This is a genomic window from Nostoc sp. FACHB-133 (assembly GCF_014698055.1).
GTDB lineage: Bacteria > Cyanobacteriota > Cyanobacteriia > Cyanobacteriales > Nostocaceae > Nostoc.
Window position 1 is genome coordinate 1 of record NZ_JACJSH010000090.1, and the last position, 19678, is coordinate 19678.

The 19678-nt window shown below is 41.0% G+C and carries 33 protein-coding genes; 29 read left to right on the top strand and 4 right to left on the bottom strand.

Going from position 1 to position 19678, the window contains the following annotated elements; genetic code table 11:
• The first annotated feature begins 347 nt into the window (after positions 1 to 347).
• Entirely contained in the window at positions 348 to 665 is a 318-nt protein-coding gene (locus H6G86_RS39935) for a helix-turn-helix domain-containing protein (protein WP_206758458.1), read from the top strand.
• 287 nt (positions 666 to 952) lie between these two features.
• Here the strand turns inward: H6G86_RS39935 and H6G86_RS39755 are convergent, their stop codons facing one another.
• A complete protein-coding gene (locus H6G86_RS39755) occupies positions 953 to 1078 on the bottom strand; it encodes a hypothetical protein (RefSeq protein ID WP_277883706.1) in 126 nt (41 codons plus the stop codon).
• Positions 1079 to 1084: 6 nt separating this feature from the next.
• Here H6G86_RS39755 and H6G86_RS34985 point away from each other — a divergent pair, with 6 nt between their 5' ends.
• From H6G86_RS34985 to H6G86_RS35070, 18 genes are all read left to right on the top strand, one after another.
• Positions 1085 to 1882, top strand: a complete 798-nt coding sequence (locus H6G86_RS34985; RefSeq protein WP_190938209.1) for a hypothetical protein — start codon at positions 1085 to 1087, stop codon at positions 1880 to 1882.
• A gap of 163 nt (positions 1883 to 2045) precedes the next feature.
• Positions 2046 to 2663 (top strand): Uma2 family endonuclease, encoded by a 618-nt coding sequence (locus tag H6G86_RS34990; RefSeq protein WP_190938210.1) that lies wholly within the window; start codon positions 2046 to 2048, stop codon positions 2661 to 2663.
• An 81-nt stretch (positions 2664 to 2744) separates the two neighbouring features.
• Positions 2745 to 3659, top strand: coding sequence for a hypothetical protein (locus tag H6G86_RS34995; protein WP_190938211.1), 915 nt, complete (start codon positions 2745 to 2747; stop codon positions 3657 to 3659).
• 137 nt (positions 3660 to 3796) lie between these two features.
• A complete protein-coding gene (locus tag H6G86_RS35000) occupies positions 3797 to 4351 on the top strand; it encodes a hypothetical protein (RefSeq protein ID WP_190938212.1) in 555 nt (184 codons plus the stop codon).
• 207 nt (positions 4352 to 4558) lie between these two features.
• Entirely contained in the window at positions 4559 to 4843 is a 285-nt protein-coding gene (locus tag H6G86_RS35005) for a hypothetical protein (protein WP_190938213.1), read from the top strand.
• Positions 4844 to 4909: 66 nt separating this feature from the next.
• On the top strand, positions 4910 to 5179 hold the full coding sequence (locus tag H6G86_RS35010; RefSeq protein ID WP_190938214.1) for a hypothetical protein: 270 nt from the start codon (positions 4910 to 4912) through the stop codon (positions 5177 to 5179).
• Between the two features lie 168 nt (positions 5180 to 5347).
• A complete protein-coding gene (locus H6G86_RS35015) occupies positions 5348 to 6421 on the top strand; it encodes a hypothetical protein (protein WP_190938215.1) in 1074 nt (357 codons plus the stop codon).
• Between the two features lie 112 nt (positions 6422 to 6533).
• Positions 6534 to 6977 carry a DUF1257 domain-containing protein gene (locus H6G86_RS35020; RefSeq protein WP_190938216.1) on the top strand — a complete coding sequence of 148 codons (444 nt, stop codon included), beginning with the start codon at positions 6534 to 6536 and terminating at the stop codon, positions 6975 to 6977.
• 2 nt (positions 6978 to 6979) lie between these two features.
• Positions 6980 to 7192, top strand: a complete 213-nt coding sequence (locus H6G86_RS35025) for a DUF2997 domain-containing protein (RefSeq protein ID WP_190938217.1) — start codon at positions 6980 to 6982, stop codon at positions 7190 to 7192.
• A 90-nt stretch (positions 7193 to 7282) separates the two neighbouring features.
• On the top strand, positions 7283 to 8905 hold the full coding sequence (locus tag H6G86_RS35030) for an AAA family ATPase (protein ID WP_190938218.1): 1623 nt from the start codon (positions 7283 to 7285) through the stop codon (positions 8903 to 8905).
• Between the two features lie 96 nt (positions 8906 to 9001).
• A complete protein-coding gene (locus H6G86_RS35035) occupies positions 9002 to 9358 on the top strand; it encodes a hypothetical protein (RefSeq protein ID WP_069067963.1) in 357 nt (118 codons plus the stop codon).
• A 13-nt stretch (positions 9359 to 9371) separates the two neighbouring features.
• Positions 9372 to 9929 (top strand): WGR domain-containing protein, encoded by a 558-nt coding sequence (locus H6G86_RS35040; RefSeq protein ID WP_190938219.1) that lies wholly within the window; start codon positions 9372 to 9374, stop codon positions 9927 to 9929.
• A 77-nt stretch (positions 9930 to 10006) separates the two neighbouring features.
• Entirely contained in the window at positions 10007 to 10288 is a 282-nt protein-coding gene (locus H6G86_RS35045) for a hypothetical protein (protein ID WP_104899650.1), read from the top strand.
• 179 nt (positions 10289 to 10467) lie between these two features.
• Positions 10468 to 10668, top strand: a complete 201-nt coding sequence (locus tag H6G86_RS35050; RefSeq protein ID WP_190938220.1) for a hypothetical protein — start codon at positions 10468 to 10470, stop codon at positions 10666 to 10668.
• Positions 10665 to 11009 (top strand): hypothetical protein, encoded by a 345-nt coding sequence (locus H6G86_RS35055; protein ID WP_190938221.1) that lies wholly within the window; start codon positions 10665 to 10667, stop codon positions 11007 to 11009. The genes H6G86_RS35050 and H6G86_RS35055 overlap by 4 nt, the downstream gene beginning before the upstream one ends.
• Before the next feature lie 14 nt (positions 11010 to 11023).
• Positions 11024 to 11245, top strand: a complete 222-nt coding sequence (locus H6G86_RS35060) for a hypothetical protein (protein WP_190938222.1) — start codon at positions 11024 to 11026, stop codon at positions 11243 to 11245.
• A gap of 153 nt (positions 11246 to 11398) precedes the next feature.
• Positions 11399 to 11773, top strand: coding sequence for a hypothetical protein (locus H6G86_RS35065; protein WP_190938223.1), 375 nt, complete (start codon positions 11399 to 11401; stop codon positions 11771 to 11773).
• 18 nt (positions 11774 to 11791) lie between these two features.
• Entirely contained in the window at positions 11792 to 12148 is a 357-nt protein-coding gene (locus tag H6G86_RS35070) for a hypothetical protein (RefSeq protein ID WP_190938224.1), read from the top strand.
• 10 nt (positions 12149 to 12158) lie between these two features.
• Here the strand turns inward: H6G86_RS35070 and H6G86_RS35075 are convergent, their stop codons facing one another.
• Together H6G86_RS35075 and H6G86_RS35080 are read right to left on the bottom strand one after the other, a co-directional pair.
• Positions 12159 to 12353 carry a hypothetical protein gene (locus H6G86_RS35075; protein ID WP_190938225.1) on the bottom strand — a complete coding sequence of 65 codons (195 nt, stop codon included), beginning with the start codon at positions 12351 to 12353 and terminating at the stop codon, positions 12159 to 12161.
• A 29-nt stretch (positions 12354 to 12382) separates the two neighbouring features.
• Positions 12383 to 12598: a hypothetical protein gene (locus tag H6G86_RS35080; RefSeq protein ID WP_012413179.1), complete on the bottom strand. Its 216-nt coding sequence runs from the start codon at positions 12596 to 12598 to the stop codon at positions 12383 to 12385.
• 148 nt (positions 12599 to 12746) lie between these two features.
• Here H6G86_RS35080 and H6G86_RS35085 point away from each other — a divergent pair, with 148 nt between their 5' ends.
• The 10 genes from H6G86_RS35085 to H6G86_RS35130 all read left to right on the top strand — a co-directional run bounded on the left by H6G86_RS35085 (position 12747) and on the right by H6G86_RS35130 (position 19179).
• Positions 12747 to 13190: a hypothetical protein gene (locus H6G86_RS35085; RefSeq protein ID WP_190938226.1), complete on the top strand. Its 444-nt coding sequence runs from the start codon at positions 12747 to 12749 to the stop codon at positions 13188 to 13190.
• Positions 13187 to 13699, top strand: a complete 513-nt coding sequence (locus H6G86_RS35090) for a hypothetical protein (protein WP_190938227.1) — start codon at positions 13187 to 13189, stop codon at positions 13697 to 13699. Before H6G86_RS35085 ends, H6G86_RS35090 begins: the two co-directional genes overlap by 4 nt.
• Positions 13700 to 13764: 65 nt before the next feature.
• On the top strand, positions 13765 to 14085 hold the full coding sequence (locus H6G86_RS35095; protein WP_190938228.1) for a hypothetical protein: 321 nt from the start codon (positions 13765 to 13767) through the stop codon (positions 14083 to 14085).
• 16 nt (positions 14086 to 14101) lie between these two features.
• Entirely contained in the window at positions 14102 to 14542 is a 441-nt protein-coding gene (locus H6G86_RS35100; RefSeq protein WP_190938229.1) for a hypothetical protein, read from the top strand.
• Between the two features lie 3 nt (positions 14543 to 14545).
• Positions 14546 to 14833 (top strand): hypothetical protein, encoded by a 288-nt coding sequence (locus H6G86_RS35105; RefSeq protein ID WP_104899637.1) that lies wholly within the window; start codon positions 14546 to 14548, stop codon positions 14831 to 14833.
• Positions 14833 to 16374, top strand: a complete 1542-nt coding sequence (locus H6G86_RS35110; RefSeq protein ID WP_190938230.1) for a hypothetical protein — start codon at positions 14833 to 14835, stop codon at positions 16372 to 16374. Before H6G86_RS35105 ends, H6G86_RS35110 begins: the two co-directional genes overlap by 1 nt.
• Positions 16375 to 16756: 382 nt before the next feature.
• A complete protein-coding gene (locus H6G86_RS35115) occupies positions 16757 to 17077 on the top strand; it encodes a hypothetical protein (RefSeq protein ID WP_190938231.1) in 321 nt (106 codons plus the stop codon).
• Between the two features lie 482 nt (positions 17078 to 17559).
• Positions 17560 to 17742, top strand: coding sequence for a hypothetical protein (locus tag H6G86_RS35120; protein WP_190938232.1), 183 nt, complete (start codon positions 17560 to 17562; stop codon positions 17740 to 17742).
• A gap of 605 nt (positions 17743 to 18347) precedes the next feature.
• Positions 18348 to 18545, top strand: coding sequence for a hypothetical protein (locus tag H6G86_RS35125; protein WP_190938233.1), 198 nt, complete (start codon positions 18348 to 18350; stop codon positions 18543 to 18545).
• Positions 18546 to 18804: 259 nt separating this feature from the next.
• Positions 18805 to 19179: a hypothetical protein gene (locus H6G86_RS35130; protein WP_190938234.1), complete on the top strand. Its 375-nt coding sequence runs from the start codon at positions 18805 to 18807 to the stop codon at positions 19177 to 19179.
• Here the strand turns inward: H6G86_RS35130 and H6G86_RS35135 are convergent.
• Positions 19148 to 19489 (bottom strand): helix-turn-helix domain-containing protein, encoded by a 342-nt coding sequence (locus H6G86_RS35135; protein ID WP_190938235.1) that lies wholly within the window; start codon positions 19487 to 19489, stop codon positions 19148 to 19150. The genes H6G86_RS35130 and H6G86_RS35135 overlap by 32 nt on opposite strands.
• Positions 19490 to 19678 lie beyond the last annotated feature (189 nt).

The window sequence follows — 19678 nt, forward strand, 5'->3', positions numbered from 1 at the left end:
TGTTAATACTGCTTAAAAAGTATAAATAAATTTATACTACTGGGAAAATGATTTAGTGATCGCTTGTTTTTTACTGGATCTGACGAAACCGCATAGCTCCCGTCTGAAAACTGGTTGCAAAAAAACTTCAATCGTTCCAAAATCAAGGCGTTCACACAAAGGCATTGCCCCGATCAGCAATCGTGTACAAGCGTATGCGATTGCTCTGGCATTGCTCAATTGAGCGCACGCTGAAATCTTCGCTTTGCACATAGGCAAGCGATCGCTCGCTTTGAGTGGGTGTTTTAAATAGCAAAAGCCTTGATTGACATAAACTATGGTAGACGCATAGGATTTTAATGTCAACCGTGGTTAATAAAGAAGTAGAGGTTTTGTCAGTGGACATCAGCGATGTGGCATACATCAAATGGAACGCCGAAAAAATTGACATTGTAAAAAAAGCAATGGAAGAAAAAGGCGGAAAAAGAGGAACTATGTCTACAAGAACGCTAGCACAAGCCTTACAAGATAGAGGCGTGGCTTGCTCATACCAAAACATATTTAAATTATTAAGTGGTAAATATTCAATTATTTCCTTAGAAATAGCGCAAGGTATTTGCGAAGTGTTATCTATCCCTGTTCAAGAAATTGTAAAAATCTACAGATTTTCTGTTTATGATGGTTGACATTGTTAACCAAGGTAGACTAATATATTAATTATTAGGAGAGGAACCAAGTAGTAGCCTCCCAGCTAAATTGAACCTTGAAAAAAGTGAACAGAAAACAAAGCCCCCAGGTAGCGGAAGCAGCGAATAGTCAAGGCTGGTGAAGTAAGGTAAGGGCTGAGTGGGTTCCAAATAAAAAGTTGCCACAGCAGTACGAAAGTCGCTTTGAAGCTCGTTGCTGACTATCGCCCGATCAAGAGATATGCTGCTGTAGCAAGCTCCGGTCACTGGCTAGGAGCAAGAAAATATTAGGCTTCGCCAATTCTAGATTGAGAGTGTTGTGCTGAAAGCACAACAAACTTACCAATAAAAATAGGACGATCGCCCCGTCGGGAAAACTGTGCGATCGCCTTTTTACCCCAATCAAGAGGCAATTTATAATGATGACACAAACTTCAGCCCCTACGCTAACAAAAGATCCGTTAACCACACAGGATCGCCAAATCATTGCAACCATCGTCAATCAATCGGACTATTCAAAAGAGTGCAAGCCCGAAGATGTAGTAACTATCTGGATCAAAAGTGATGATATTGTGTGGGTAAAAATGACCCACGGCTATGCTCGATACCACAAAGAACCATTCAAACGCGCTGTTGCAGACGTTAAAGCGAGTCTTGCTGCTCCAGTAGAGTGCAATCACCAGGAAGATCAGGAATTAAAACAAGCTTCTGAGAAAATTGGCTTGTTAGGTGATTGTGATTGGCTATCGTTGAGCGTCCAGTACCATTCTGATAAAGTAATTGGTCACGCTGGTTGTTATATTTCTCACAAGGCTCGAATATTAACCCCACCGGCTGAATGGGATTTTACACTGCCGAAGTGGAATATGCCTGCTGCCATCTGTCCAGACTGCGAAGGTCATGGGTGCGGTAATTGTTCGTATCGCGGGACTCGTGCAGAAGACTTGTGCGAACCAGTAGACGGCTATCGACTGACCTATGTAGGATGCACTAGCCTTCAGACGGCTCACAACGTATATCTAGATGGTAAGTTCTTGGGAATTGTCTTCAAGGTCAGAAACGTTGATGAGTTATGGGAAAACGACCCCAAGACCTACTACTGGCGATGTACAGATGGAGTACGCTATTGGAGTGTCAGGGAGGCTGTTGAATCCTTTGCCCTAGCTCCGGTGACTATTGAAGTGCCACACGTTAGCTTAGAGTTAGCAGTAGCGTAAGATTAAAGAAATCTGAACAGTGGACAGGAGAAATTAGAAAACTGTCCACTTACCAATTTGAGAACGAGATCCTTTATTTAAATGTAAAGATAGAAGCAAATCTAAAATTTTTGCGCGATCAAACATTACGTCGGCATCAGTTCAAACTTGAAGAGATAATACGATGTTTCAAGCTTTACCAGAACCAGTTACTTTTGAAGAATTTCTAGAGTGGAAACCAGAAAATGGCAGATATGAATTATACAAAGGAGTAATAGTAGAAATGCAACCAACAGGAGAACATGAGCTAGTTAGAGCATTTTTGATTAGAGAACTCAATTTTGAGATTCGCAGGTTTAATCTAGCTTATACTATTCCTGGTCAAGTATTAGTCAAATCAGTTGATAGGAAATCTGGTTATATTCCAGATGTATTAGTATTGAATCTTCCTAACTTGGTCAATGAACCACTATGGAAAAAAGCATCAACAGTTACTCAAGCAGAATCAATTCCATTAGCCGTGGAAGTTGTAAGTACAAATTGGCGTGATGATTATTTCCTTAAATTTGGTGAGTACGAAGAAATTGGGATTCCAGAATATTGGATTGTTGACTATGCTGCTCTTGGTGGAAAGCGGTTTATTGGGAATCCTAAACAACCGACAATATCAGTTTATGCTTTAGTAGAAGGTGAATATCAAGTTACTCAATTTCGAGGAAATGACCGGATTCAATCACCTACTTTAAAAGAGCTAAATTTGACTGCTGAACAAGTTTTTCAAGCTGCTTTAGGACAGTATTGATTAAGACTAATACTTTTCAAGTCAACGAAAGCGATTTTTGTATTGGTATAACGTATCCTTCCTTAGCAATTTGTCCTTTAAATGACCCAAAAATTTTATAGTCTGTTTGTCGAGCATTATCTCGAAGGCTTGCTTTCACCATTAGGTAGCGTAGAAGTTAGCGGCGTAATAACCGATTCAGAAAGGCGGGGAATTGTTCTGTTTTTTCCGAAAGGGACAATTCAAACCGAAAGACACTCACTTGGATTACTTGCTAAAGTTGCTCAAAGTGATTGTTCAATCGAAGTTTATTGTGAGGAAATTGGTGAAACAGAAGTCCGAAGCTGCCTACATAAACTTTTAAATGTCTTTTCAACTTTGAACTGTCGGTCATCGGCAGAAGGGAAAACTTTAGATGATGATGATGATGATGATGATAATTTACCTCGTTTGTGGATTTTAGTACCATCAGCTTCGCCAGATTTACTCAAAGGTTTTGGCGCACAATTAGAGCTAGAAAACTGGTCTACTGGAATATACTTTTTGCCTAATGTTTTTAGAATTGCAATAGTAGCTATTAACCAACTACCAGTTACTTCAGAGACTCTATGGTTAAGGCTCTTAGGGAGGGGAAAGGTACAAATTCAAGCAGTAAATGAATTGGTTGCACTGCCAAGAGAAAACCTTTTGCGCCGGAATGTTCTTGAAATGGTTTACAGGTGGCGTATCAGTGTAATGACACAAACAGATTTAACCGAAGATGACCAGGAGTTAATCATGAATTTAACAGAAGCTTATCAAGAAGCTAGGGCTGCTGCTGTACAAGAGGGAGTAGAGCAAGGACAACGCCAAGTTGTAGAAAACTTGTTGAGATTTAGGTTTGGTTCTGTGGATGAAGAACTCTCAAGAGTGGTCGATAATTTGTTGCAGTTAGCACCAGATGACTTTGCAAGATTTTTACTGGAATTGTCTAGTTTATCCCGTGAAGAGTTGTTAGCAAGATTTAATTCACACTAATAATCCGTAACTACAAATAATTAGTAATAGAAAGCGCTTTTGTGAAATCAAGAGCGCTGTTTTATTGGTCTACGTTTCATACATTTGTAATCAACGGCTTCGCCAATGCGAAAGTGAAATGCTTTTGGTAAAAATAAATGAACCCTCAAGAAAATGCTGAACTACTTGCTGCCTTAATGCGCCAGGAAGAATTACTTAAGCAGTTAGTTGCAGCAATTAATAAACCGAAACTGGGATTGCACTCTGAAGCTGGCAATTGTAAAATCTACTGCAATCGTCAGCACGGAGGATTGTGGTACACACTAAATGGTGAACCGAGTGATGTCCCTCAAACTGCCTTAACTGGATATCTTAAAGAACTACGTTTTGAGAATACAGAACGCCGCAAAAAAGAAACCTGCAAGTTATTAATAACTATGCAAGCAGACCGGACGTATATCTTAGAATCCGGTTATGATACCCATTTCTCAAAGTGCATACTTGCGGCGATCGCAACTTTGACCCCAGAACAATTGTATTCTCCCATCACACTACAGCCGCACCCTGGTACGACAGATGAAAATGTGTTGTTCTGTCGGATATGGGTAGAGTCGGAATTAATCAAAGCATCTTATGGTGAAGAAACCGACTGGCGCGAAATCAGTAAACAAGCAATTGCTGTAACCAAAGCTGCGGCAGAAATGGTGTTCTAACTTGTTGTAAACAGGGCTTGAGAGACTGTAGCTATAAGTGACTCAAGCTTTGTCTACAGCTAATAAAGAAGGGGAAGGGGAAAAGGGAAAGGGGTAAAGGTAAAAACCTTGCTTTTCTAAGGATGATTTAATTCATGAATCCCTTTCCCTTTTCCCTTTAACCTTTCCCCCTCTTTTTGTTGTTCAACTATTCACAACTAATCACAGATGAGTATTACAATTGTTCACCCCAACGTCGAAAATCTGCAATCATTTTCTGACTTGTTTGACCTGGAAAAACTTTTGCAATCTGACGGTATTCTACCGTGGCTTTTAGCAAATGGCTGGAACTACGGCGATGAATCTTGTTTGATTGCAAATATTGTTGATGAGTCTACAAGTCTGGATGAAGTTTGGGACTCCAAAGAGTTTGATTTTAATGCTCTGTCAGATGAATCAAAGGAAAAATTAAATCAGATTATCCGTGAAAAACTCTCCAGTCAAACTGATTAAATCTGACTGTAGAGAAAAATCTATTCCACAAAAGATTATCACACACTCTACTTCAATACTAATCAGATGGAAACAAATTTGATTAAAGTGTATGACGCGACACTGTTAAGTTCATCGAAAGTTTACCAAATCAACGGTACGCTTTCACGATACTTGGGTGACGAAGGTACTATCCAACATCCACAGTATCTATTTGTACCTTTGCCAAATCAAAGAAAAAAAGCCAGCTTTCGGCTAAATCGAAACAAACTTATGACTCGCTGTTATGAAGTCGAAGGCATGACTTATAACAAGCCTGTGGTACAGGATAATTCGCAGCAACTTCAGCTATTTTAAGCCATGTCCATACATAAACCACCAGTCATTAAAAGACATATTCGCCTGCAAAAAAGCTCTATAAAAGTAATCTATAGAGCTACTACAGACATTCGCTCTCTTGAGAAATCACCACAAAGAAAGCTTCGCTTAATCGAAAGTGAAAAATAATGATTGAGGTCAATAATCATGGTACAAGCAATCGACAACCCTATCGCTGTGAATTTCCTAACTGATGCAGTAGTCGAACGCCACAATTTCTCACAGTTAAATAAAACCCGTATTCGGTTTCGCATTCAGCTAAAGAAAAGTACAAAGTCTGCCGCACCTAAATGGGCGGATGTGCTAAAAGCTGAGGTTTCTGAAATTGAATCAGACCTCGTGAAAGTTACTAATTCCGAAGTCGGTTTGCGGGGTATCAAAGTATTTAAGAAGCTCGATGAAGCTGCCGCCCAATTAAGGCAAGAGATTGCTTCAGTTCAAGAGTGGATGTCTGCGGATACTGGTGATTGGGTTTGTCCGATTGATTTGGCTCCACTCGTTTGGAATCAGTTAATCAATATCAGAGATAATATCGCCCCTGGATTGCGTAATCAATTAAAAGCTGATTACGAAGCGGGACTTCTTGATTATCAAGAGCGGATTGATCAGTTCCTTTCACTTAACACCTGGGAATTAGCACAGGATAAACAAGAGTCAGTCAAAGCAAACTTGTTAAGAGCATTTCCGACTCTGACCGATCTTGAAGACTATTTGCAAGTCGTAATTGGTCGTCCGGTGATTATCCCTGCCCTCTCTGAACAACTCAATCAGCAGCAAGCCGAGTGTTTAGACCAGATTACCAAGTTCATCCAACAGTATGACCAAAATCTGGAGCAAAGGCTACGGGAATCAGCGATCGCTGGTGGTGAACAACTGGCAGCGCAACTTCTTGAAGAGTTGAGCGACTGGGAACCAGGACGTAAGCCAGTACAGTTCAAAAAAAAGATGGAAAAACACCTGATGAAAGTGCGGGTGTTACTGGCAAATGCCTCACCTGAAGCAGGCAGCAGTTTAGAACAGATGATGGCGCACTTAGATTCCATTGTCACCGACCCAGCGATTGAGTCGAAGAATCTTGGTTCTGATACGCGCAGTCAATTACAGCAAAAAATGCAAGAGATCCGCATCAAGTTGTTAGATGAACAACGCAATCTACAACAACTAGCTACTGACGACGTGGGCTTGTCGAAGGCTACCGTAATGTCGTTTAAATTCAGGTAAAAAAAACAGTCTTGGGCGAGGGTGCATTCGCTCAAGACTAAATACCTTAAACGAAAAATGCATATACACCTCACAAAGAATACCGCACTTTTACTATAGGGACAAAATTCTCATGTCGCATTTCTCAACAGTTAAAACTAAACTTGCTAACCGCGAATGTCTAGTACAAGCTTTACAAGATTTGAAACTGAATCCGCAAGTTTACGAAACAGCACAGCCACTAAAAGGATACTACGGCGGCTCTCAAGGACAAAGTGCTGAAATCATTGTGTCTGGTCGCACCATAAAAGCCCGTGCAGATATGGGATTTAAATGGAATGGCTCGGAATACGAAATGATCCAGGACGAGTACGAAGTAATTAGGCAATTAGGAGGAAAGTTCTACGCCTGTCAGCTAATGCCTGTTTACGGACGGCGGATGGTTTTGGCGAAGGCTGCCGAGTTACAAGACCAGTTTGGTGAATGTGCGATCGCGGAAGAAACCAACGGCACTGTGCAAACTCTACGGCTGACTTTTGCCGGACATCAGGAAGTTCAACAATTTGCACGGAGATAAATATGGAACGTTCAATACTGATACATTTCGACAATGCTACAGGTGAAGTTCGTGTGGAGGCTGAGGGGTTTGAGGGTTTGAGTTGTTTATCGGCTACGCAACCGTTTGAATCCGCTTTGGGAGTTGTGAGCGAGAGCGATCGCACATTTAAAAATGAAGCTCAAACCCAACAACTTCGGACTACCCTAAGCAGTCAAACACGTTTGCACCAGTAATCAGTCATCAGTTACCAGTCTTAACTCGGCTGGTAACTGCTGATCATAAAGGCTTCGCCATTTCATAAGTGAAATATTTGAATAATTGACATGAAACTCTCAAATCTTCTCTCCACGCTCGATTCACAAATCCCCATCGCTGCGGTTGATGTCCTGTCTCCTGATGAAGCGACGATTATTCAGTGGCTGACTACAGAAGCTAACAATAAGCTTTCAAGTCCTGTGTTCTTCTGGAATCTGGGAGTATCAACCTTGGAGCAATGTTTAATCGCAGCAGATGGAGGATTGGTGTTTAAGCCAGTTGCAGAGTACAAAAGACCACAACACGCTGATCCACTACTATTTGTATTCGACTACATTGCTAACTTTAGTGGTAATGGTGTATTTATCCTCGGAGATATTCACCCCTTTATTGCTAAGAATTCACCCCAATTATCGTGGGAGATTTTAAGCAAGGTAAAAAACCTTTACCACAGGTTAAAACCGACAGATAAACGCATTGTCTTGTTGGGTCAGAATATACAATTACACGAATCACTAGTCAGATTGATTCCTTATTGTGAAGTTCCTTTACCTAGTATTGACCAAATACTACTTCATCTCAATTCTTATTTGCATGACCTACAACAGTCAGCTATTGAACAGGAATTGACTTTTACTGTTACGCTCGAAAATGCTGAATTAGAAACTCTTTCTCGTGCAGCACTGGGTTTAACCTTAGAAGAAATTAGTGATTTTCTTCGGTTAACAGTCAAAGAAAACTTAACTAATCATGGTGTTATCGTTGACGCTGATTTTATCCCCAAAGCCGTCGAGTACAAAACTCGGCTACTCTCTCAAATGGGTATCGAGTTGGGTAAACCAGCCAGCATACCATTTGGCGGACTTGACTTATTGCGCGAATGGCTGACTCGTCGGCGGCGGTTGTTTACTGTCGAGGCGCGAAGTCTTAGCTTACCCCAACCAAAGGGTGTATTGCTGGCTGGCCCACCCGGAACAGGAAAATCTAACTGTGCCAAAAACATTGCAACTATACTGAATTTACCACTCCTACAGCTAGACATTGCATCCTTGTTGGGCAGTCTGGTAGGTGAGTCTGAGGGGAATGTCAGACGTGCTTTGAAAACTGCCGAGGCGATCGCACCTTGTGTCTTGTTTGTAGATGAAGTAGAAAAAGCACTGTCAGGTCAGGGCGATACAAGCGGTGTTTCTCAACGCATCTTGGGTACTTTGCTTACGTTCATGGCTGAATGCACTGCTGGGGTGTTTATAGTTGCAACCTGCAATGACCCATCAGCACTACCAAGTGAATTTAAGAGGAAAGGAAGATTTGACGAATCTTTCTTTGTTGATCTACCCACAGAACCGGAGCGTGTACAGATTCTGGCGATTCATCTGCAACGCTTTGGCATTCACCTGGAATCCGAATATCTCGAAGCGATCGCAGCTTCGACCGCGAAATTTTCAGGGGCAGAACTGGAAACCCTCGCTTCGGAAGCTGCTCTGCTGGCATTCGATGAGGATAGACCACAACAGGTAACGCTTACTGACCTTGAAACCTGCCGTCAAACCATTACCCCACTTGCCATTCAGGACGCTGCGGCAGTTGAACGAATGCAGGTGTGGGCATCCACCGCACGACGGGCTAGTAGCCCTGTGGTTGCAGTGAAAACTCAGTCTTTGCGTGCTGCTAAGTTTCGGAATATGAACTGATTAGAAAGCGATTGTCTCCTGATTCTATGGGGGCAATCACTCTTTCTTTTAGTAATTGAGAGCAATCAATTAACATACTTAATAAGGCGAATAAACATGACGACAGACTTAGTTACTTATTACGGGCAGACTCCAACTATTGACCAACTGGTTGATAAATATGGTGTGTATTTAGAGAAGTTGGACAGAGAAACTAAGCTTATGCTCCGAATGGCATTAGCAACTTACATTTTTACGTTAGAAAAAGACAGTTCTACTAAGCATACTGTTGCTGAGGCACTTGAGGATGCATTGTCTAATCTGGGCTTATTAGTTTCATATCCATTGTATAAAAACTTGTTTGAGGATGTCTGCTCTACTTTAAATGGGCTAACAACACACGAAGCGGAAACAATACTTGAAGCACTACAACATCAAATTAGATGGGGCAATGCCCGTCAAACCGTGAATTGACAGGGTAAGAAACATGGAAATCTATTTAGTCTTTGTTGATGCTATCCGAAACAGCAATAAATTCTGGGCGGCCATTGTCGAAGATGGGAATTTGACAGTCCAGTGGGGACGAGTTGGTTATCAAGCGCAAACCAAAGTTCACACATTAGGCAATCATCAGAGGGCGGTTAGTAAATTTAACAATCTGGTAGCCGAGAAAAAAGGTAAAGGCTACCGCGAAAGTCAGCCAGAAATAGATACCTGTGATGTTTACGAAATTGAGAGAGCTATTGGATTGCTTAATGCAATACGATCTTATGTGATTCATCGGAATTTTGATCAGCATTACATTCAACTCCTTAATCAATACTTAAAAATCGTACCCACGCCGTTGGGGATGCAAATTAATCCCTACACAATATACCGAACTCATGCTGATGTGGATCATCAGCGAGAATTACTCAATTCTTTGTTAACGACACCTGCACCAATTGCTGTTGCGGTGGCTGGTGGTCATACTTCAGAAGCAACAGCAGAACCCAAGGTAGTCAGTCTTAAAACTATCAGTAAAAACTTCTGGCGACATTTGTAAACGAATTACCACAAAGCTTATTTAATAGTAGTTTTGTGGTAGTTTTTTATCGTTGAAAATTAAAACAATGAGTGAATATGGCGAAAATAATTGTTAGTTCTTGGGAATCAGAGGGGTATGGACATCATTCTTATATTGATGAGCAAATACATCCTCAATACCTAAAAATAAGAGAAATATGCGAACGGTTAGGAATTGATATTCCAGAAATGGACACTCAAATTACGTCACTTAGCACAAGGACAGAGATTATTGCCGATGAATCTGTACTGGATTATGTGGAGCCAATTTACCATAGCGATGCAGATGGATTTTCGCCGGATTACTTAGATCCATCCGACTACATCAATGCAGAGTAAATAAAAAGATTCCCCAGTGTCTATTTTACTGGGGAATATTTGAAGAAGAATTCAGATATTCACCAATTCAGGAGCGGAGCCGGAGACTCCGTTGCTCCCCTCAGAACAAGAAAGTGGGGTTACTTGAACTGAGTTGAAAAGAAAAATCATATCTTCTCATAACAACAATAGGAAACATTATGCCGAGAAAATCCACTCATTCCGCCCCTGCTGATCATTCCTCATTGTGCATACAATACCTTCGTCGTTCTGGTGGTAGCGCTCGATTATGTCATATCAACTTCAGCCTTAGCGTGATTCAAACGTTAGTCAATCAAAGAAAAGTAAAGATTAAGAATACTGGTGCAGGGTTTTTTATTGAATTGGAGGATGCAAAATGAAAATACAGAAAGTAACTCATCAATCACATTTGCCTTCAAATAATAAGAGTAAGTTAGTTCTTCGTCGGACTCGAAAAAGATTTAACCCTAGGATTTTTATCGAGCGCACCATAGAAACAACTGCAATTGTCTCTCTGCTGTTGACTGGCTTTTCAGGGGTTGGAGCAATGGCTTGCTGGGGGCTGGAGATTATTGAGATAAATGCTAATCCAAACATTATCATCTCTGGTTGGGAGCAGCAAAAAAGTATTTGCTTGGGTGCAATGCTGGTCAGTTTTTCCGCCTTCTTAGGGACTTCTTTAGTCGGAGCTAGTTTGAGTATTCAACGAGATAAATTTTAGGGAGAGAAACAATAATGGAAATCAAATTAACCACAGCAGAGATTCGGACTATCTTACAAGGTTGTCAATATACATTGCGGCTTGTGGGAAGTAGTCGAGATTATCGTAAAATTCAATTGTCAGAACACTTTTCTACCTCAAATCATGTTGTGCTAAACGATGCTTTTAATATTTTGGGAGACATAGTAGACGCAATTGATCAGGTGGAGCAATTTAATCAAAAAGGAGAATTTTGATATGGAGTAAGAAATTAAAAATGCACTTGGTTTAGGCATTCCTGAACTTGCCATAGAGTCGAAACCAAAACCAGAACCTGAACCAAAACCAACTGTAACAATTTACGAGTTTGGCGCTCTGTTATCTAAGAACGAACCACCCAAAAAACAGAGATGAACACAAAACAATTGATTCTTAAATCTGCCATTGGAGTTTTCGCATTTTCCACTATTCTGAGTGGCTGTGTTATGGTTTTCGGGCAAAAGAAAACCAATCACTTCAATATAACAATACCTGCAAGCGCAGCGAGGTTGGTTTTCTGTTTCAGCATGATGGGAACTGGATTAACCATGTTTATTGATAGTCGGATTGAGGCAGTGCAATTTGAAGAATCACTAAAACCCAGACCTGTGCCTCTTCCGTGCCGAGGTTGCAAGCATTTCCACGGGGTTGTCTACAACGGTGTGCTTCTCAATTGCGCCGTCCATCCCAAAGGCTGCTTCGGTGATAAATGCCCCGATTGGCAAAGCTTTCGACTATCTAAATAAGTAGGAGCAACAAATAAAATGACGTTAACTCTAGATAATCGCTCTCGAAACAAAGAATCGTCTCTGACGCAAGCATTACGGCAGATACAACAGCTAAACTCCAAAATTGCTGTGTTGGAGCAGCAGCATCAAGATTATGTGAGATCGCAACAAAATCTGATTAGTGCCATTGCCGAAATCTATGTTTCTCCGATCCAGGAAATACAGGCGTTGCGGATTCTGATCTGTCGGGGAGAAGCAGCTTGTCGGCAGTACTTGCGTTCGGTGCTAGTCAAACAGGGTCAGGCTTCAAAAACGACCACAGGACAAATAGAAAAACCCACTTTAGATAAAAGAGCCAAAAACCGGGGTTTTCTGCAAAATTCAAAAAAATGATTTTTCTTTCTCATAGAGGCGCGGAATCAGTCAGGGCAAGGGATTGAGCAGACCATGAGACAGTTATTTTCACGGCATTACTAGGGTTTCGAGCCTCATCGAAATCATCCGCGTGTCCCAAAGCCTTGATGCGACCGTGTTTGAGGTCGAGCAGAGTCTCATGGTCTGCTTGCTTTTTAGCGAAGGCACAAAAAAAGGGGTGCAATACTCCCCTTTAGACTAAATCCCGTCAACTTATTCAGCTGTATTTTGTGCTTCAGGAATCAAACCCAACTGGTAACGGGCAAGAGTTCCTTGAAGGTGAAGCGCAAATCCTTTTTCCCAAAAGACTCGATGCATTTCTGACTCATTCCAGCCCTCCATTGCTTGAACTCGCTTTGCGGCTTCATACAAAGGCTCTGGAATAGAAACTCCAGTCTGAACCATTTTTGGTGTAGTTTTCTTAGGCATTTTCTCCTCGACAATAACGCTTACCTAACTTTACCCCTATAGTTCTATGTTTTTGCCGAGAAATTTTTCAGAATAATACCTTATCTATAGGGTTATAGATAAGGTATTTATGCTAATCTAGAATTGCAAAGATGTTACGGCTGTTTCTATGGCAGGAACAATTCTGAGGAACGAATATGAAAAAATTGTTGGTCAAGTTAGTGATTACACTTGGCCAAGAATTCTTCGTCGATTAGAGATATCTGATACCAGTGCCAAAGCTGGGGTAATTCTGCTGGTGAGAGCTTATGCTCAACTGAAGCTTTTAAATCCCAATCGCACCATTCGATTATCAGATGTTCAACGCTACGAATTTATTTGTTCAAACTTGCCACAATTGTCATGCAACGGCGCTCAACTCTTTGAAGCATTACAAAGACTAGAACCGCGACCATCCAAACCCACAATTTACAGATGGGGTCAAGAAATTGGAGTGCCATTTTCTGTAGATAAGATTTACACCGAATTTGAAATTCAGCAATGGGTCAAAAAAATTGCTTCTCAAACTAAATTCAAATTTCGTCAACCTAAATCAATAGGAGCCACTTCATGAACGATTTACAAGAACTTCTCATTGCTAATGGAATCGAAATGAGTTCTGAAGAACTACGCTTGTACTTACAAAAGAAAAGCGTAGATCCTGATGCGATTACTGAGGCAGAAATTATTGCCATCTCTGACGAACTTGTGGCACTCAAAAAAGCTAGTAATTTAATTGTTTCTAGCAATGGTAAAACAGCTAAAGCTACCAAACGTACTGCCAAAACCAATAAAGCTCAACAGAGAATGAGTGATTATAAAACTTCACTTGCCAATCAGGCCAAGCAGTCGTTAGCAGAGATACAATCATTTAATTCTGCAATTACCCAAGGGACGCGCGAGTTTGCCCACAAGGAGGCAGTTGAAACAATCGAAACTTTAGCTAATGTGTCTAACGAGTATTTAGCAGAAGTAGCACAGTTCGCCAAAGAATTCCAGGGAGAACCAGAAGCCTTTTTTCGGTTCGGTCAGGAGATTACATCGCTCTATCTCTCTGCTAGCAATGCAGATGCGACCGAATAAATTCATCTTGGTAGCAGCAGTACTAAATCTGCTGCTATTAACCCTCGTTTTGGGCGTGGCAATATATGGAGCAACAAGACCAAACCCATCGCAAAGCATTAAATATTCACCTGAAGAAGGACGGGGAATTGAATCTGTCAGGGCTGACACTAGAAAATCTGACAACAGAAGAATTCCTGGTAGTCCAGCAAATTATTGATGAGTCGAGAACGCGATCGCAGTCCAATAGACAGATTGAGGAATTGATGCAACGGGGAATGATGGCTCAAACTGCGATCGCAGCAATAACAGTATTGATGTTTTCGTTCATGGGCATATATGGCATAACCCGATATATCGGCTCACAAGTTCAACAAGTTCAGCAAACTTATACCAATTTTAAGTAGTAGGGGGGAGAAAAGAATGTTAGGAAAATGGCTTCCTGGTTTATTTGGCGGTAAAGGTGATGGAGTAGTATCAACGGATTTAAGAGTTGGGGATGCAACACAAATTGAGGGTAATTTACCTTCATCAATCCGCGATCGCTACACATTGCCAGCTTACACTACAGCAAAGCAGGTTCTTGATGAAGCAGAAGTGGCTGGCACTCTAAAAGCACAGAAGTGGTTGCACACTAAATTTTCCCGGCACAGGCTCAAGCAGTTGCAATCCTTGGCAGAGATGTATAAAAACCAATTGGCATATTCCCAAGAAGCCATGAAGATTGAGGAAGATTTGCAGCGAACCAGGGGATTACATGGGGAGGCGGTAATTCGTCATGCTTTCGGTTCTCTTGAACAACAACGCCAGTTGGGGGGATACGAGAAAGCATTTGATGAGGTGGGAGATTCATTCAGATTTTAGGTTATGCAAATCAAGCTCTCTCATATAGGATATGCAGTGTCTGGGGTTGGCTTTTCTATGTTTATGGGTTATCTATCCGTTGCCAGCCCCGTTAGTCGATACATTCTTTGGTTTATTGGCATAATTTCCATCTGCTGCATAGTTCTGGGGTTATTCAACTTTGGCGGTTTAGTCATTAAAGGATTCGGCTTCAACCGCAAAACTTTCATTATTGGATTAATGCCTGGAGTCATATTTCTGTTTGTGTTTTTGACTTTAGTTGCAGCCGGTGTTGCGTTGGGGGTGAGGTAATGGGATTTGAATTACAACGTCTAACTGCCAGTAGCGTCATTCATGCCGAACGGAGTATTTTATGTTCTTTAGGAGCAAGTACAGTGTTATGTCTGTCTGCTCCTTTTTTCTTAAACACTGACCGAATAACAACCGGGATGCTGCTTGGTGCGGGAACTGTGAGTGCTGGCTTATTTGGGGTATCCGCCCAAATCAGCGAAAGTAAGGAAAAAGTTTACCAGTCTTTGCTAGAAGCTGACTTGAAATCACTTAAGCAGCATTTACAAGGTGAAGCTGTTTATGATTATGTCACCACTGCGATCGCAGCCAAACGCCGAGTTGCTGATTACGTGAATCGGCTACCAATGCAAGAGCGCCCCCGGTGGATAGCTGAATATCAGTTGCAGGGTTTGGTTACGCTCCCAGAACCACCAGCACAACAATCACCCTCACCGACTGGTATTCCCAATCCCGATATTGCTGATATTGATGAAGAATTTGTGCAGTCCGTGATTAATCCGGGTGCAATGAAAATTCTGCAAGCCATCGCAGCTAATTATCCTGAGTACATCAGAATTGATGGTGCTTGGATTGATGAACTGTGTGATGCTGCATCTAATCAAAATATGACTCTTCGCAGTAATCACCATTTCTACATTTCTGGTGGCACACAATCCGGCAAGTCAACTCTGGCTGGAGTGATTATTAATAAAATTGCTGCAAAATCTCAAAGTCCAGCAATTGTCATCGGCAGCGATCCAAAGGATGATGTCACCAGATGGTTGTGCAAGTTCAGCCGTAAGTTTGACGGCATGAAAGCCTTAAGAGATTGGATTACTTTCGCCACTAACATGATTGACCAACAAAAAGCTAGGGTTGCAAAAGTTGGTGGTGAATGTCAGGGTGTTCCCGAATTATTTCTTGCTCAAGATGAGGTGGACTCTGTATTTGGAGGAGGCAAGGGACTTCCAGGAATGGTTGATGCTGATACCGCCAAAGACTTGCAGGGTTTTTGGAACTATGTCATCAAATTCACTGCTGGGTTAAAGGGTCATGGTTTATTTATGGGCCAGTCCCCACTCTCTGGGGAAACCGGATTTAGCCGCCCGTCCTTGAAAAATGTTTGCTTTATTGCGATGGGGCAAACATCAAGTTATATCCTTGACCATCCCCAGGATTTTCTGAATGTCAAAAAAGAAATTCTTGAAATCTTGCGACAGGCTTGCGAAATGTTGGATAAAGCCGGAGTTCGATATGCCCTAGTAATTCCCACTCGATCTAATCCTTTTGTTGCTCTAATCCCGGAATTTGATATCAAAGGTCTGGAACAAAAACAGGATTCCAAACCGAATAGTGACACTGTTGATAGTTCTAAAAATAATCAACAGTCCTCACAGCAGCAGGTTGACTGGTACGAAGAAATTAGAAAATGGGCAACAGAATTAGGAAGAAGACCACATTTTCAGGAAATTAAACAGAAGTGGCAAGAGCTAACAGGACAAGAGTTAAACGAAAAGGGGGTGACTCTATTACTAGAAAATCTCGGCTACACAGACAATTAAACTGGAATGCTCGATATGGTAATACCAAAGAATACAGAAAACAAGTAGCGATTGCTCACCGAAAAACTCACAATTATTGTGTAGTCTGCCTAACTAACAGAAGTGAAGAGATCCACCATGCTTACTATGGGAATGACGTTATTGGGGTATCGACATTTTCTACGTGCTACCGTTGTCATCATGAGATTTGTCATAGTCCGACTAACTGGATTAAGAATCCCAGTGATCCCGTTTGGGGCAATCGTAATACTGACGAATTTATTACGAGATTGAGGCTGGGATATCAGCTACTTTATGGAGGAATCAAACATTTTTAATTAGTTGAACAGTGTCGTTAGTTTTCCTAAAAATTAAGTTTTAAGCTAATCGGAGAAGAATTCTCATGTATAACAGCGAATATGATGATTTAAGTTTTGAAGAGCAATTACATCTGACTGAATCTTTTATCAGACGGCGACACAATCAGCAGATGTTCTTGCGCCGAAATACCCAACTGTTGCAGAAGGAGTTAAGCTTTGAGGCTGAATTGTTAGAAGACAATCCAGAATTAGCTCAGACGATTCACGCTTTCAATATGCAGGAGATTCAGAGTAATCAGCAAGGGTTACAGAATGTTCTAGGTTCAGAAGAATTAGCTCCAAAAGAGCAAAGTGTTTGGAGTAGGGTTTTTCCGGGGTTAGGAGGTAATTATGGTGTGGACTAAATCAATTTCCTTAGATGTTGCTAACAAGCTTTTTGACGTAATTTAAGTTTATTTTTAGCAGAATGAATTAGAAGGTGGTTATCTTGCCAAGCGTAAACATAAGACCCTAATCAGACCAAAGGTAACTGCTTGCTGCATAGCTGTTTTGAGTGATTGGGTAATAACTAACCAGATTCCTACGATATAGGTTCTTATATCTACTACATCAGAAATTCTAGTTTGGAGTTAATAGTGGATAGCTATAAAGACCGCTCATCCGGTGAAGATTCACTAGAAAAAGCATTGGAGAAGGAGTCAGGAGTCAGAATCAATTTGTGGGGTATTCTGACCCGCCACTACGAAAGTTGACCACTGAATTTTCAATTTGTTGGGGGACTTAAACCTGACTTTTCCCGTTAAGTCTCTTTTGTAAGCTGCCAACCTTCACAAAGGTCATGCAATTTTAATCAACCTTGCCACAGTACCTAGATACCAATTGATTGGTGTTTTACTTCGATATTCTAGGTAGCCGCCAAGACGAGCGATGCCTACGGCGGGCTTCGCCATCTGTTTCAACCGTGCTAGATTATCAAAACCCATTACCAAGTTTCATCCTTTTGAAAGCAATCTTAATGCGATCGCTATCTTTCAGTAAGGCGATCGCTCTCATCTCGCACGCAAGTTGAAAATTTTAGTTAAGAGCCATTTATCCAGGCTAGATGCAGGCGCAGGAAGAAGAATTAAGAGAGCTATCTCCTTAAAGGCAGTCTCACCTTCTAACTACACATAACTAAATCTTTTTTCTAGTGATTAAGCTGTATAACTTTCTTGTAGTGTTATGTAAAACTTCCTAAATAATGTTAGCATATATACACTGACAATTTAGAGCAGTCGCATTTAGATTCGGAAGTTAAAGGTGGAGTGCTTCCTGTCGTTTCTCCAAATTTAACAAAATGGCAAAATCTCTATCTATGCACAAAATTATCTACGTTCATCCGCATTTTAAAGTTATTAATGGCAGGTTAACTTATATACACGCTTACTTTCGTGTTGTTCCCAACTACCAATTTCTTTTATGGAAGCTGCGTAGGAACGGGGTCAGTTCGCCCTTGTTTTAATTAGATACAGGCAAGGCAAGCATACGGATTCAGTAGTACCCAGTCTTTTGGGGAGAATGGATTTGTGTAGTTGTTTTACTTCTAGCAAGTACACGGGTTCAGTTGCACCTAAATTTCTAGGGAAAATTGGATTTGTGTAGCTGGTTTACTTGTAAACAATATGACAAATAATTATGGCTCATTTTAACCGCGAAATTATTTTAAACGGAAGCTCAATCCCAAAATTGTCGGAAGCGTGGACTCGCCTTTCTGAGGCACATCAAATTCTTGTGTTGCATACTGAAAGTTTTGCTTCTGAAGACGAAAACCCTCTTGAGCATACAAAAATTGCTATGGAGCTGCTCCAAAAACTTTTGAATCAGCCACGTTAGATCCATCGCAATTTTTTGAAGTTTAAGCCAGCTATCTGCTGGCTTTTTGTATAGTGACCAATTAAATGACGTTGAGACAAATTCGTATCATCAAGTTAAGCCTTACCCACAGGAAGAAACCCCTTATAGAATAAGCTAAAATATTAAACAAAATCAGTCCAACTTTCGCCTAAGAAACGGAATTATCAATTTTTTAGTGGTCTAGAACTTCGATTCTCCCAGTAAAATTTTGTGATATTTTCTCTAAAAGGTAATTGTTATGAGTCAATCTGATTCACTTTTGGTTAAGCTTCGCAAGCATTATTTTGTTATAAATCAATCTGATTCACTTTTGGTTAAGCTTCGCAAGTATTATTTTGCTACATTTTTTGCAGGAAGCCTTAGTGGATTTACTTACGCTGCCCTATCTTCTCATAGTTTACAAATTGTAATGATTGGAGCCATTATCGGTGGTCTCAGTTATAGCAGTGCTGAGTCTGTAAGCCTGCTAGGCAATACTTGGTGGCAGAGAGGATTATTGTGGGGAACAACTATGGCAATTACTATCGGTGGTCTTATTCATCTATTACTACCATCAGTGCATTATAGTTTTCTGCCGCATCTCATTGGTTTTCTAGTTGCTGGTTTACCATAGTACGTGCTTCTTTCTCTAAACATTCTTCTAAGAAAACCATGTCAGCCTCCACCCACCTTGATTTTCCTCCGCGCCCTGCTTTTTCCCACAGTCCCTCTATTCCTAGTTCTTGCCATCTATGCAAAACTTCTCGTACTGTCTGTGCAGTCCAATTAAAGTGAGCCGCTATTTTTTCTACGTACCAGCCATGTGCGCTCAATCTAATTACCTCTGCTCTGTCTTTCACCTTCTGGGGTACATCTGCTGTTCTCAGGTTAAAAAGAGTTTTATCTTGTGCCGGAGTTAGAAATACCCTTAAACGGCTGCCCATATACCTGTTACCGTGGTAGATACATTATGTGTATTTACTTATCTTTACACAATTTGGTTTTTTCACCCTGTCCTACTTAGCAACGGTAAAAAAAATTACTACAATGATAGATATTGAACATATTGCTACATTCAAATGGGGTAATAAACAAGCCAAAAAATTAACGGAATTACGCGGAAATATCCCACG